This window comes from Achromobacter spanius (assembly GCF_002966795.1).
Classification (GTDB): Bacteria; Pseudomonadota; Gammaproteobacteria; order Burkholderiales; family Burkholderiaceae_B; genus Achromobacter; species Achromobacter spanius_D.
This window is the reverse complement of the sequence record NZ_CP023270.1, coordinates 1,724,515-1,737,734: the sequence shown is the minus strand read 5'-3', so window position 1 is coordinate 1,737,734 and position 13,220 is coordinate 1,724,515. Positions and strand designations below refer to the sequence as shown.

At 65.1% G+C, this 13,220-nt stretch carries 11 protein-coding genes; 3 read left to right on the top strand and 8 right to left on the bottom strand.

All coding sequences use genetic code 11. The features are described 5' to 3' along the window. Window position 1: 1 nt before the first annotated feature. Window positions 2–1,393, bottom strand: coding sequence for an L-serine ammonia-lyase (locus CLM73_RS07750; RefSeq protein WP_056569404.1), 1,392 nt, complete (start codon window positions 1,391–1,393; stop codon window positions 2–4). Window positions 1,394–1,568: 175 nt separating this feature from the next. Between CLM73_RS07750 and CLM73_RS07745 the strand changes: the two genes are divergently transcribed. Continuing rightward, window positions 1,569–3,230, top strand: a complete 1,662-nt coding sequence (locus CLM73_RS07745) for a Na/Pi cotransporter family protein (RefSeq protein WP_105237976.1) — start codon at window positions 1,569–1,571, stop codon at window positions 3,228–3,230. A gap of 219 nt (window positions 3,231–3,449) precedes the next feature. On the opposite strand, the gene CLM73_RS07740 is transcribed toward CLM73_RS07745, so the two are convergent. The 3 genes from CLM73_RS07740 to polA all read right to left on the bottom strand — a co-directional run bounded on the left by CLM73_RS07740 (window position 3,450) and on the right by polA (window position 7,965). Next, complete coding sequence (locus tag CLM73_RS07740) at window positions 3,450–4,238, bottom strand: dienelactone hydrolase family protein (protein WP_105237975.1); 789 nt, start codon at window positions 4,236–4,238, stop codon at window positions 3,450–3,452. 57 nt (window positions 4,239–4,295) lie between these two features. After that, entirely contained in the window at window positions 4,296–5,135 is an 840-nt protein-coding gene (locus tag CLM73_RS07735) for a ZIP family metal transporter (protein ID WP_105237974.1), read from the bottom strand. Between the two features lie 112 nt (window positions 5,136–5,247). Beyond that, window positions 5,248–7,965: a DNA polymerase I gene (gene polA / locus CLM73_RS07730; RefSeq protein WP_105237973.1), complete on the bottom strand. Its 2,718-nt coding sequence runs from the start codon at window positions 7,963–7,965 to the stop codon at window positions 5,248–5,250. 52 nt (window positions 7,966–8,017) lie between these two features. Here polA and CLM73_RS07725 point away from each other — a divergent pair, with 52 nt between their 5' ends. Next, the gene (locus CLM73_RS07725) at window positions 8,018–8,644 is read left to right on the top strand and encodes a TIGR00730 family Rossman fold protein (RefSeq protein ID WP_056569405.1); all 627 of its coding nucleotides are present in this window, start codon (window positions 8,018–8,020) and stop codon (window positions 8,642–8,644) included. A 75-nt stretch (window positions 8,645–8,719) separates the two neighbouring features. Here the strand turns inward: CLM73_RS07725 and CLM73_RS07720 are convergent, their stop codons facing one another. Then, a complete protein-coding gene (locus CLM73_RS07720) occupies window positions 8,720–9,583 on the bottom strand; it encodes a LysR family transcriptional regulator (RefSeq protein WP_105237972.1) in 864 nt (287 codons plus the stop codon). A 106-nt stretch (window positions 9,584–9,689) separates the two neighbouring features. Here CLM73_RS07720 and CLM73_RS07715 point away from each other — a divergent pair, with 106 nt between their 5' ends. Beyond that, on the top strand, window positions 9,690–10,088 hold the full coding sequence (locus tag CLM73_RS07715) for a tautomerase family protein (protein ID WP_105237971.1): 399 nt from the start codon (window positions 9,690–9,692) through the stop codon (window positions 10,086–10,088). 99 nt (window positions 10,089–10,187) lie between these two features. On the opposite strand, the gene typA is transcribed toward CLM73_RS07715, so the two are convergent. From typA to rbfA, 3 genes are read right to left on the bottom strand one after another with little or no spacing between them, the layout of a single operon-like run. Next, on the bottom strand, window positions 10,188–12,011 hold the full coding sequence (gene typA / locus CLM73_RS07710) for a translational GTPase TypA (protein WP_105237970.1): 1,824 nt from the start codon (window positions 12,009–12,011) through the stop codon (window positions 10,188–10,190). Continuing rightward, window positions 12,008–12,760, bottom strand: coding sequence for a tRNA pseudouridine(55) synthase TruB (gene truB, locus CLM73_RS07705; RefSeq protein WP_056567497.1), 753 nt, complete (start codon window positions 12,758–12,760; stop codon window positions 12,008–12,010). The genes typA and truB overlap by 4 nt, the downstream gene beginning before the upstream one ends. 41 nt (window positions 12,761–12,801) lie before the next feature. Then, entirely contained in the window at window positions 12,802–13,203 is a 402-nt protein-coding gene (gene rbfA, locus CLM73_RS07700; RefSeq protein ID WP_056567500.1) for a 30S ribosome-binding factor RbfA, read from the bottom strand. Between the last annotated feature and the right edge of the window lie 17 nt (window positions 13,204–13,220).

Genomic DNA, 13,220 nt, shown 5'->3' with positions numbered 1-13,220 from the left:
CTCAGCACTCGACGATATTCACCGCCAAGCCACCCCGCGCCGTTTCCTTGTACTTGGTCTTCATGTCGGCGCCGGTTTCGCGCATGGTCTTGATGACCGAGTCCAGCGACACATAGTGCTGGCCGTCGCCGCGCAGCGCCATGCGGGCGGCGTTGACGGCCTTGACCGACGCCATGGCATTGCGCTCGATACAGGGGATCTGCACCAGACCGCCAACCGGATCACAGGTCAGGCCCAGGTTGTGCTCCATGCCGATTTCGGCTGCGTTTTCCACCTGCTCCACGGACCCGCCCAGCGCCGCCGCCAGACCGCCGGCCGCCATGGAACAAGCCACGCCGACCTCACCCTGACAGCCCACTTCCGCACCCGACAGCGACGCGTTGTACTTGTACAGCAGCCCGATCGCCGCGGCGGTCAGCAGAAAGTCGCGCACGCCCTCGCGGTTGGCGCCCGGCACGAAACGGTCGTAATAGTGCAGCACCGCAGGGATGATGCCCGCCGCGCCGTTGGTGGGCGCGGTGACCACGCGCCCGCCTGCAGCGTTCTCTTCGTTGACGGCCATCGCGTACAGGTTCACCCAATCCATGACGGACAGCGGGTCGGATAGCGTGCGCTCGGCGCGCTGCGTCAGGTTGCGGTACAGCTCAGGCGCACGGCGGCGCACGCGCAACGGGCCCGGCAGTTCGCCGTCCGCCTCGGGATAGTTGATGCCACAGCCGCGCGCCACGCAGTCCTGCATCACCTGCCAGATCCGGTCCAGACCGGCGTTGACTTCCGACGCTTCGCGCCAGGTCAGCTCGTTCTGCATCATGATCTGCGCGACGGTCATTCCGTTTTCCTGGCACATGGCCAGCAGTTCACGCCCCATGCGGAACGGATACGGCAACTGGTCGTGCGCGGCAATGACCTGGCTGTTGGACGCGCCCGCGGTGACGACGAAGCCGCCGCCCACCGACAGGTAACGCGCCTCGCGCAGGCTCTGGCCGTCGGCGTCGAAGGCGTGGAATTTCATGCCGTTGGGGTGTTCGGCCATGGCTTCGCGGCGGTAGAACATCAGGTGTTCCTTTTCCACGAAGGGCAGCGGGTACTTGCCCAGCAGCGGCAATTGGCGGCTGGCGCGCACGGAAGCGACCATGCCGGCGATGGCGGCCGGGTCGACCGTGTCGGGCGCCTCGCCCATCAGCCCCAGCAGCACGCCCTTGTCGGTGCCGTGTCCCTTGCCGGTGGCGCCCAGCGATCCGTAGAGCTCGGCCCGCACGCTGGCGACGCGCGGAATCAGGCCGTCGCGCTCCAGGCCCTGGGCGAACAGCAGCGCCGCCCGCATCGGACCCACGGTGTGGGAACTTGACGGGCCGATACCCACCTTGAACAGATCGAAAACGGAAACGGCCACGCCAAACTCCAAGACATCCACAAATGATCAGGCAATGATACGCGTAGCCCCGGGCGCACGCAGCAAAGCCCCGCCGGGCGTATCCTGTATCTTCGCGCCGGGTGTCAAAGCCCACCGGGGCATGCGATCATTACAGAATTATTACTTGTCATAAAAAGAACGGAAAAACGCCTGGATGTCTGGACTCATTACCCTGCTTGACTTCGCCGGCTACGTGGCGCTGCTCCTCTGGGGCGTGCATATGGTGCAAACGGGCGTGCAACGCGCGTTTGGCGCGGCACTGGGCGCGGCACTGGGACGCGCCCTCGGCACGCGGCTGCGGGCATTCTTTGCCGGGCTGGGCATCACGGCCGCGTTGCAGAGCAGCACCGCCACCGGCCTGATGATCACCGGCTTTGCCGCGGGCGGCGTCGTCGGGCTGGTGCCTGCCCTGGCGGCCATGCTGGGCGCCAACGTCGGCACCACATTGATCGTCCAGCTGCTGTCCTTCGACCTGACCGAGCTTGCGCCGATCCTGATCCTTGCCGGCGTCTGGATGTTCCGGCGCTACCCGCCGGGCCGCACCCGCGACCTGGGCCGGGTCTTCATCGGCCTGGGCCTCTTGCTGTTGTCGCTGCATCAGCTCGTCGAGCTCTTCGCCCCGTTCCAGACTGCGCCCATGCTGGGCATGATCCTGGACGCGCTGGCGACCCAGCCCGTCGCCGCGGTGCTGCTGTCCGCGGCGTTCACCTGGGCGGCGCACTCCAGCGTGGCCGTGGTGGTGCTGGTGATGTCGCTGGCCAGCCACAACATGGTGGCGCCGCACGTGGCGTTTGCGCTGGTGCTGGGCGCCAACCTGGGCACCGCCATCAACCCGATGATCGAAGGCGTGACCGGCGACGATCCCGCCGCCCGCCGCCTGCCGCTGGGCAACCTGCTGACGCGGGTGATAGGCGTGCTGGCCGGCCTGCTGCTGCTGCCGTTCCTGCAGCCCTGGATGAGCGACCTGGCGCGCGACCCCGCCCGCGCGGTCGCCAACTTCCACACCCTGTTCAACGCCGTCATCGCGCTGGCCTTCCTGCCGCTCCTGACGCCGTACGCCGCCCTCCTTACCCGCTGGCTGCCCAAGCGCGCCGACCCGAACGACCCGTCCCGGCCCCAATACCTGGACGAATGGGCGCACGACGTGCCCGCCGTGGCGCTGGGCAATGCCGCGCGCGAAGCCCTGCGGATGGCCGACATGCTGCAGACGCTGCTGCTCTACGCACGGGCGGGCTTCAAGCGCGACAACCGCCACCGCATGGTGCAGGCGCGCCAGCTCGACGGCGCGCTGGACAAGCTGGAAAACGCCATCACGACATACCTGGCAACGCTCGACCAGGAAAACATGACCCGCGAGGACATCCAGCGGCTCGACGACATCCTGGCGTTCACCAGCAATATCGGCCACGCCGGCGATATCGCCCATCACGGGCTGCTCAGCCACGTCGCCAAGCTGCGCAAACAGGGATGGACGTTCTCGCCCGAGCAACGCGCCAGCCTGGACGACACGCTGGGCCAGCTCATCGCCAACCAGCGCACGGCCGCCGCGCTCTTCGTGAACGACGACCTGCGCCAGGCGCGTTCGCTGGCCGGCGAGAAGGCGCGATTCCGCACGATCGAAACCCAGGCGGCCGACACGCACCTGCAGAAGATCAAGTCGGGCCAGGTGGACGCGGCGGAAGTTGGCGCGCTGTACCTGGACATCCTGCGGGATATGAAGGGCATCAACTCGCACCTGGTGGGCGCGGCGGCATACCCGCTCCTCGCACGCCACGGAGAACTGCTGCCAAGCCGACTGCGCGAAGCGGGGAATTGATAGCCCCCACGCCGCAAGCGCTTGCAGCACCACTAGAGGGCAAGACCCAGGTGTCAGACACCCATTGAGACGCCCCTCCAAGTCGAAGCCCCTCTCCGCCGGGTGTCTGACACCGTCCCAAGCACGCTGCAGCATGAAAAAGCCGACCCACGGGTCGGCTTTCCTTTTGCATGGGTCACGCCCAGTGGGCCACCAACCTGATGGCTCACCCTCCCCGCCTCACAAATACCGCTTGAACCACTCCAGCATCCGCGCCCACCCATCCTTCGCGGCCTCGGGCTGATAACTGGCGCGGTAATCCGCCAGGAACGCATGGTCGGCTTCGGGATAGACCACGATGTCGGACAGCTTCGCCGCAGCGTTGCCGGCGGCCAGCTTGGTCTTCATGGCTTCCACGTCGGACAGCGGAATGCTGGCGTCGCGCCCGCCGTACAGGCCCAGGACGGGGCCATGCAGCTCGTTCGTCACGTCCAGCGCCACACGCTTGATGAGCGGCCCGTGGCCCACGCTGAGCTTGCCGTACCAGGCCACGCCCGCCTTCACGTCGGGGTTGTGCGCGGCGTACATCCACGTCAGGCGCCCGCCCCAGCAGAAACCGGTCACGGCCACGCGGCGCGGGTCCCCGCCGTTGGCGGCGGCCCAGGCCACGCTGGCGTCCAGGTCGCCGAACACCTGTTCGTCCGGCACCTTGCTGACGAGTTCGGAAATGAGCTTCGGGATATCGGTGTAGGCAGATGCGTCGCCCTGGCGTTGATACAGATCGCACGCAACGGCCAGATAGCCGGCTTTGGCGACCCGGCGGCAGATGTCCTTGATGTGCTCATGCACGCCGAAGATTTCCTGGATCACCAGCACGATCGGCAGATCCCGCTTGCCCTCGGGCGCCGCGTAATAGGCGCTAATCGGGCCGTCGGTGACGGGAAGCTGGAAATCTCCGTGGACGAGGCCCTGCGTGTCCGTGTGGATCACGGTGGGGGCGACATTGCCGGCGGCGGTGGAAAAACTCATGGAGAACTCCTTGGTTGGGGTCGACGAAAGCCGGCCATCCCCACCGCCGTGCCAGCGCTAGTGCTGGTGGCCGTGCTCCGCATGCGGCGCGCCATGGTCAGCATGCCCGCCATGGTCGTGCCCGTGGTGCATCAGGGTCGTCACGCTGTAGATCAGCGCCACGCCCACACCGACCAGCAGCAACTGCGGGACGGCATCGGACAGGGATACCCGTTCGTGCATTTGCGGCATCAGGTCGGCCACCGAGATATACAGGAAGCTGCTGGCGGCAATCACCAGAATGTACGGCGTCCAGTCCTGCGCCTGCTGCAGCACGAAGTAGCCTATTATGCCGCCGACCGCTGAACACAAGCTGGTAAAGAGAATCAGCGCGAACGCCCGGCGGCGGCGCAGGCCCGCATTGATCAGAACGACGAAATCGCCCAGCTTGTGCGGTATCTCGTGGATGATGATCGACGCCGCCGTCAGCACGCCCAGCAGCGGGTCGGTGAGAAACGCCGCGGCGATCAGCACGCCATCGCACAGGTTGTGCAGCGAACTGCCGATCAGGATGAGCATCCCGCCGCGCCCCGCCTCGTGCCGGTCGTGCCCCTTGTGATGGTGATGCCCGTCGCCTTCGTGGTGATGGCTGTGGCGCAGCAGCGCAATCTTTTCCAGCACGAAAAACCCGATCAGCGACGCCAGCATCAGCCCGAAGAGCACATGCGCATTGCCGACGCCGGTCTCGAATGCTTCGGGCAGCAGGTGCAACAGCGCGACCGACAGCAGCACGCCCACCGACAGGCTCACCATGTGATGCAGGTACTTGGCAAAGACCTTGTACGCGAGCCAGCTCGCGATGAGGACAGCAATAAGGCCGCCGGTGATGGTGGCGAGCAAAACCCAGAGCAGCAACATGGAGGGGGGAGAAGATCAGGCGGGGGGAAGCGCAACATTATATTGTTGCAATCCAAAAACCGGAAATGGGCCGTCCGAAGACGGCCCGGGGCGCTCTGTCCCCTCTGTCCCTTTAGTGCGCCTGCTCCCAGTTCTTGCCCATGCCCACTTCCGCCACCAGCGGCACGCGCAACGTCGCCACGTTGCACATCAGGCGCGGCAGGGCCTCCTTGACCAGCTCCAGCTCGTCGTCCGGCGCTTCCATCACCAGTTCGTCGTGCACCTGCATGATCATGCGGGTCTGCAGCTTTTCAGTGTCGAGCCAGTCCTGCACCGCCACCATGGCCATCTTGATCAGGTCGGCCGCCGTGCCCTGCATGGGCGCATTGATGGCCGCCCGCTCGGCGCCCTGCCTGCGCGGCCCCGAGGCGCCGCGGATTTCCGGCAACTGCAGCCGCCGTCCAAAGACGGTTTCCACATAGCCCTGCTCGCGCGCCAGGCGCCGCGTGTCGTCCATGTACATGGCCACGCCGGGATAGCGCGCAAAATAGCGGTCGATATACGCCTGCGCGGCATCGCGCGTGATGCCCAGGTTGGACGCCAGGCCGAACACGCCCATGCCGTAGATCAGGCCGAAGTTGATGGCCTTGGCGGCACGGCGCTGATCGGTGGTCACGGCGTCCAGCGGCACGCCGAACACTTCGGATGCGGTGGCGCGGTGGATGTCCTCGCCGGCCGCGAACGCGCTTTGCAGGTTCGCGTCGTCCGAGACGTGCGCCATGATGCGCAACTCGATCTGCGAATAGTCCGCGGACAAAAGCAGGCCGCGCTCGGCAATGAACGCCTCGCGCACGCGCCGCCCGGCCTCGGTGCGGACCGGAATGTTCTGCAGGTTGGGATCCGACGACGCCAGACGCCCGGTGATGACGGCAGCCTGCGAATAGTGCGTGTGCACCCGCCCGGTCGCCGGATTGATCATGCGCGGCAGCTTGTCCGTGTAGGTCGACTTCAGCTTGGACAGCCCGCGGTAGTCCAGCAGCACCTGCGGCAGCGGATAGTCCAGCGCCAGCTTGCTCAGCACTTCCTCGTCCGTGGACGGCGCGCCGCTCGCGGTCTTGCGCACCACCGGCAGCTGCATGCGGCCGAACAGGATCTCGCCAAGCTGCTTGGGGGAATTCAGGTTGAACGGCTGGCCGGCCAGTTCGTAGGCCTTCTGTTCGAGCTGCAGCATCTCCTGGCCCAGCTTGTTGCTCTGGCGGCCCAGTTCCGCGGCATCGACCTTCACGCCGTTGCGTTCGATGGTGGTCAGCACGCCGGACACCTGCATTTCCAGGCGATAGATGCGCTCCAGCCCTTCGTCGGCGGCGACCATCGGACGCAGCACCTGATGCAGCTGCAGCGTGAAGTCGGCGTCTTCGGCCGCGTAATGCCCAGCCTTGTCCACCGCCACTTCGTCAAAGCCGATCTGCTTGGCGCCCTTGCCGCAGAGATCCTCGTAGGACACGCCGCTGCGTCCCAGGTAACGCTGCGCCAGATCGTTCAGGCCCACGCCGCGATGCGATTCCAGCACGTAGGCCTGCAGCATGGTGTCTTCGGCGGCGCCGGCCAGGCGGATGCCCTCGTTGGCGAACACATGCGTGTCGTATTTGGCATGGTGCAGCAGCTTGGCGCGCGCCGGGTCTTCCAGCCAGGGTTTCAAACGGGCCAGCACCTCGTCCTTGGGCAACTGGACCGCGCCATCCGGCCCGCGATGCGCGACCGGTATGTAGCAGGCCACGCCGGGCGCCACCGACATCGACAGGCCCACCAGCCGTGCCTGCATCTCGTCCAGCGACGTCGTCTCGGTGTCCAGTGCGATCAGCGACGCCTGTTGCATCAGTTCCATCCAGGCGTCGAACGCGGCCCAGTCGGAGATGATGCGGTAATCCAGCGTGGCGGGCGCGGCGGGCGCCTCATGTGCGATGCGTGCGTCGCCCGCGGGCACGCGCTCGACATCGCCCGTCAGGTCGCGCAGCCACGTGCGGAATCCGTAGCGTTCGTACAGCTCGGTCAGCGTGGCTTCGTCGCGCGGGCGCGGCGTCAGGTCGTCCACGTTGTCGATGTGGCCGGTCAGGTCGCAATCGCACTTGACCGTCAGCAACTGACGCGTCAACGGAAAATTGGGAATGGCTTCGCGCAGGTTGTTGCCGGCCACGCCCTTGATGCCGTCGGCGCCTTCGATCAGCTTGTCAATCGAGCCAAATTCCGTAATCCATTTGGCGGCCGTCTTGGGTCCGACCTTGGTGACGCCCGGCACGTTGTCGACCGTGTCGCCCACCAGCATCAGGTAGTCCACGATACGGTCGGGAGGCACGCCGAACTTGTTCACGACGCCGGCTTCGTCCAGGACCTCGCCGCTCATTGTGTTGACCAGCGTGACGTGGCTGTTGACCAGTTGCGCCAGGTCCTTGTCACCCGTAGAGACGATGGTGTGAACGTCGTGTTGCGCGGCACGATGTGCCAACGTGCCGATGACGTCATCCGCCTCGACGCCCTCGATCGCCAGCACCGGCCAGCCCAGCGCACGCACCGCGCGGTGGATGGGATCGATTTGTGCTGCTAGATCCTCAGGCATAGGGGGACGGTGCGACTTGTATTCCGGATACAGATCGTCCCGAAACGTCTTGCCGCGAGCATCGAAGATACATGCGGCATACTCTGCCTTATGGTCAGATACAAGCTTGCGCAGCATATTGACCACGCCGTAAAGCGCACCAGTCGGTTCGCCTTGCGCGTTGCGCAAATCGGGCATAGCGTGGAAAGCGCGGTACAAGTAGCTTGAACCGTCGACCAGTAATAGTGTTTTTTTCATGGTTACAAAGGCAGATATGGATACACCCGCCGGCAAACAAATTCCGCTGATTATGTCAGAGATAAGGACGGCGGCAGACAAGCTCGCTCACATCGGGCCCGCAGTCAGCGTTTTCGGTAGCGCACGAGTCAGCCGTAATTCTCCGTACTATGAAACCACCATCGCGATCTCCGCGGCGCTGGCAGAAGCTGGCTTCGCAGTCATCGCGGGCGGCGGCCCCGGCATCATGGAGGCCGCCAACAAAGGTGCATTTGAAGCAGGAGGCACGAGCATCGGGTTGAACATCAGCCTGCCGCACGAAGCCCACAACAACGAATTCCAGACCATCAGCCTGTCCTTCGAATACTTTTTCCCTCGCAAGGCGGCGTTCTTCATGCACAGCTTCGCCTACGTGGCGATGCCCGGCGGCTTTGGCACGCTGGACGAGCTCTTCGAAGCGTTGACGCTCATCCAGACGGGCAAGGTGCCGCCGGCGCCGATCGTGCTGGTCGGCAGTGAATACTGGTCGGGACTGGCCGAATGGCTGGGCGACCAGGTGCTCGGCAACGGCATGATCGCCGCCCACGACCTGGATCTTTTCATCATCGAAGACGACCCCGTCAAGGTGGTGCGCAAGGTCGTGGAATTCCACGAACGGGTGATGTCCTCCGAACAGTACGCCCCTTCCCTTCCCGCCTGACACGGCGGCCGTGATGCGGGCAGGGGTTTCCCGCCCTTGCCCGCACGCACCGTAACGTCCAGGTCAAGGCGCTGCCTACATCATCGCCTTGACGATCGCCTCGCGCGCCAGCCCCACGAACTCGCTTTCGCCGGGGCGGGCGGCGAGCAACCTGAATTCCACCGATGGCAACGCCGGCAGGCCGGGCGCCTGCAGCCGTGCCATGCCCGCGCCCAGCGCCGATTCGTTCAGGCAGGCCACGCCCAATCCCGCGGCGACGGCCAACTGCAACCCCGCCACGCCGGACGCCACGTGCGACACGGCATACGGCACGCCGCGACGTGACAACAGCCGCTCGACATACTGGCGCAACGCGCAGGTCTCCGGCAGGGCCAGCAACGGCAAGGGCTCGGCCAGCGGCGGCATCTCGCCCTCGGCCGCCATCCACAGCAGCGGTTCCCGGCGCAGCAGCGCGCCGTCAGCGCGGCCGCGCGTCGCACCCCGTTCCTGGATGACCATCGATATGCCGACGTCGATCTCGCCGCGCTCATAGGCGGCTTCGATCGCCCCGCTTTTCATGATGGTCACGTGCAGCCGCACCTGCGGGTACTGCTCGTTCAGGCGCCGCAGCAGGCGGGCGACGTCCCCGGGCCGGAAGTAATCGGTGATGCACAGGCGCAATTCGCCACGCAGCGCCACGCCACGCAGGTCGCGGTAGGCCTCGTCGCTCAGCGCCAGGATCGAACGCGCATGCGCCAAAAGCCGCTGGCCTGCCGGCGTGGCGCGCACACCGGCCTTGCCGCGCAGCAGCAGCGGCTGACCCGCCCTGTCCTCCAGCTTGCGCATCTGTTCACTGACGGAGGACTGCGACAGGAACACCTTGGGCGCCGCCGCCGTCAGGCTGCCCGCGTCCAGCACCGCAACCAGCGTGCGTAGCTGGTCCAGGTCAAATCCGCTCATGATTTATCCAACGGCTAAAGCGATGGTTGAAATCGTAAATTCCCGCTTTTCCGATGTCAACGCGCTTTCTACACTGGCCCTGTACCTACCCACCCGGAGAGCCGTCATGCCCCACATCGTCATCCATCGTTCCGGCGCGCCCGATGCCGCCATTGACCAACGCATCGTCGAATCCGTCGCCGCGCTGACTCAGTCCGTACTCGGAAAAAAGCTGCCCGTCATCGCCATCACGCTGCAGCACATACCGCATGAACTCTGGTTCATCGGCGGGCGTCCCTTGTCCGCGCTTGGCAAGAACGCGTTCCACCTGGACATCAGCGTCACGGACGAAACCAACACCAAGGCCGAGAAGGCGCGGTTCATCAAGGACATCTACGGCGCCTTCCAGGACATCCTGGGCGAGCTGCACGAGTGCTCGTACGTGCACGTCATCGACGCGCGCGCCGCGGCTTACGGTTATGGCGGGCGAACGCAGGAGTACCGGCACCAGCACGGCGCCGTGTAGGCGGCGGCCGCACGGGTTGCCACACAAAAAAAGCCGCGCACCCGAAGGTGCGCGGCTTTTCATTGATCTGGCATCAAGCGGCGGCTGCCGCCTTCAGGCTCAGACCGCGGCTTCGCGCGCGGCGCGCTTGCGCTCGTTTTCGAGCAGGTAGCGCTTGCGCAGACGGATCGACTTCGGGGTGATTTCCACCAGTTCGTCGTCGTCGATGAATTCCACGGCGTATTCCAGCGACATCTGGATCGGCGGAACCAGGCGCACGGCTTCGTCGGTGCCCGAGGCGCGCACGTTGGTCAGCTGCTTGCCCTTGATGGGGTTCACGACCAGGTCGTTGTCACGGCTGTGGATGCCGATGATCATGCCTTCGTACAGCGCATCGCCCGGGTTGACGAACATGCGGCCGCGATCCTGCAGCTTCCACAGCGCGTAGGCCACGGCGTCGCCGTTGTCCTGGCTGATCAGCACGCCGTTGCGGCGCTCGCCGATGGAGCCTTCCTTGATCGGCGCGTATTCGTGGAAGATGTGGCTCATCAAGCCCGTGCCGCGCGTCAGCGTCAGGAATTCGTTCTGGAAACCGATCAGGCCGCGGGCCGGGATCAGGTATTCCAGACGCGTACGGCCACGGCCGTCCGGCTGCATGTCCTGCAGGTCGCCCTTGCGGCGGCCCAGCTCTTCCATGACGCCGCCCTGGTGGGCGTCTTCGACGTCAACGGTCAGCGATTCGAACGGCTCGCACTTCACGCCGTCGATTTCCTTGAACACCACGCGCGGACGCGACACGGCCAGCTCGTAGCCTTCGCGGCGCATCGTTTCCAGCAGAATGGTCAGGTGCAGTTCGCCACGGCCCGACACTTCGAAAACCGTATCGTCACCGGTGTCGCGAACACGCAGCGCCACGTTGGACTTCAGCTCGCGATCCAGACGGTCGCGCACTTGGCGGCTGGTCACGAACTTGCCTTCGCGGCCGGCCAGCGGCGACGTGTTCACCATGAAGTTCATGGTCAGCGTCGGTTCGTCGATGCGCAGCATCGGCAGCGGTTCCTGCGTGACCGGGTCGGTCACGGTGCAGCCAATGCCCAGGTCTTCAATGCCGTTGATCAGCACGATGTCGCCGGCTTCGGCTTCGTCCACCACGACGCGCTCCAGGCCGTGGAACTTCTGGACCTGGTTGATGCGGCCACGGCCGCCTTGACCATCGGGACCGAACTTGTAGGCCACTTCCATGCCGGGGCGCATACGGCCACGGTTGATGCGGCCCACGCCGATCTTGCCGACGTAGCTGTTGTAGTCCAGCGAGATGATCTGCATCTGCAGCGGACCGTTGGGATCGTCATCGCGCTGCGGCACGTGTTGCAGGATGGCTTCGAACAGCGGACGCATGTCGCCTTCGCGGACATCGGCCGTGAGACCGGCGTAACCGGACAGGCCCGACGCGTACACGACCGGGAAGTCCAGCTGCTCGTCGGTGGCGCCCAGCTTGTCGAACAGGTCGAACGTGGCGTTGATGACGAAATCCGGACGGGCGCCCGGACGGTCAACCTTGTTGACCACGACGATGGGCTTCAGGCCCAGAGCCAGTGCCTTGCGCGTCACGAAAATGGTCTGGGGCATCGGGCCCTCGACCGCGTCAACCAGCAGCAGCACGCCGTCAACCATGGACAGCACGCGCTCGACTTCACCGCCGAAGTCGGCGTGGCCCGGGGTGTCGACGATGTTGATGTGGGTGCCTTCGTATTCAACGGCACAGTTCTTGGCCAGAATCGTAATGCCACGTTCCTTTTCCAGGTCGTTCGAGTCCATGACCCGTTCGGTCAGCGCCTGGTTTTCGCGGAAGGTGCCGGATTGGCGCAGCAGCTGGTCGACCAGGGTGGTTTTTCCGTGGTCAACGTGGGCGATGATGGCGACGTTGCGCAAGGCGCGAGTCATAGCGAGTCCTTTAAGGTCAGGGTGGAGGGCAGCAAGCCCTCCGGCAATTCGTTCAGTGCAAGCAATGCCTGCTTGGGGTCTGGCATGGCCTGCAAGGCTTCCAGTTCAACGGCGCGTTCCAGAGAGAAGGGCCCGACGTGCGTGCGCCGCAGCGCCGTCAGGTGGGCGAAACAGCCCAGCACGCGCCCGATGTCCTGGGCCAGTGTTCGGATGTATGTGCCTTTACTGCAAGCCACATCGATCTCTGCCTGCGTCCCGTCAAGGGACAACAGCTCGATGCGGTGAATCGTGATCTTGCGCGGCGCGCGTTCCAGTTCGATGCCCGCGCGGGCGTACTCGTACAGCGGTTTGCCGTCGCGCTTGAGCGCCGAGTACATCGGCGGAATCTGCTCGATGGTGCCCGAGAAACGTGACAGCGCGTCGCGCAGCGCCTGCTCCTCGACGGCAAAACCGGGTTCGGCGGTCGCCGTGACGTTGCCCGTCAGGTCGCCGGAATCGGTTTCCGATCCAAATTGCAGCGTAGCGCGATATGCCTTGTCGGCGTCAAGCATCGCGCCGGAAATTTTGGTGGCGCGTCCCATGCAGCACACCAGCAAGCCGGTGGCAAAGGGGTCCAGCGTGCCGGTATGACCGGCCTTTGCCGCGTCCATGGCGCGTTTGGCGCGCTGCAAGGCGTGGTTGCTCGACAAACCCACGGGTTTATCAAGCAACAGCACACCGTCGAGCGCAAGCCCGCGTCGTTTAGCCATCGTCGAAATCCGGAAAAATTGAAGCAGTGACGACAGCCCGTTCAGGACTGGTCTTCTGGCTCGTCGGGTACGCCCGAGTGCGGGCCGGGGCGGTTTGCGCGGTCGATGAGGATCGACATCTCGATGCCACGAGCGACCTGCTCGTCGTGGAAGAAGCGCAAAGTGGGGACGGTGTGGATGTGCAAAAGCTTGTAGAGCTGCGAATGCAGCCAGCCGGCCTTCTCGTTCAGCAAGGTGGTGGCGGCTTCGGGCTCGGCGCCCAAAACCGTGAACCACACCTTGGCATGCGCGTAGTCGGTCGACAGTTCCACACCCGAAATCGTGATCAATCCAGCGCGTTTGGTGTCGATCTCGCGCTGGATGATCCCGGCCAGATCCTTCTGGATCTGGTCGGCCAGCCGCAGATTGCGACCGGGAATGGCTTTGGACTTGTGACGGCTCATTAACAATGCCTGGCGCC

Excerpts from the sequence above, each read along its gene's own strand:
- CLM73_RS07745 (WP_105237976.1), top strand. The coding sequence starts at position 1,569 with ATGTCTGGACTCATTACCCTGCTTGACTTCGCCGGCTACGTGGCGCTG.
- CLM73_RS07740 (WP_105237975.1), bottom strand. The coding sequence starts at position 4,238 with ATGAGTTTTTCCACCGCCGCCGGCAATGTCGCCCCCACCGTGATCCAC.
- CLM73_RS07735 (WP_105237974.1), bottom strand. The coding sequence starts at position 5,135 with ATGTTGCTGCTCTGGGTTTTGCTCGCCACCATCACCGGCGGCCTTATT.
- polA (WP_105237973.1), bottom strand. The coding sequence starts at position 7,965 with ATGAAAAAAACACTATTACTGGTCGACGGTTCAAGCTACTTGTACCGC.
- CLM73_RS07725 (WP_056569405.1), top strand. The coding sequence starts at position 8,018 with ATGTCAGAGATAAGGACGGCGGCAGACAAGCTCGCTCACATCGGGCCC.
- CLM73_RS07720 (WP_105237972.1), bottom strand. The coding sequence starts at position 9,583 with ATGAGCGGATTTGACCTGGACCAGCTACGCACGCTGGTTGCGGTGCTG.
- CLM73_RS07715 (WP_105237971.1), top strand. The coding sequence starts at position 9,690 with ATGCCCCACATCGTCATCCATCGTTCCGGCGCGCCCGATGCCGCCATT.
- typA (WP_105237970.1), bottom strand. The coding sequence starts at position 12,011 with ATGACTCGCGCCTTGCGCAACGTCGCCATCATCGCCCACGTTGACCAC.
- truB (WP_056567497.1), bottom strand. The coding sequence starts at position 12,760 with ATGGCTAAACGACGCGGGCTTGCGCTCGACGGTGTGCTGTTGCTTGAT.
- rbfA (WP_056567500.1), bottom strand. The coding sequence starts at position 13,203 with ATGAGCCGTCACAAGTCCAAAGCCATTCCCGGTCGCAATCTGCGGCTG.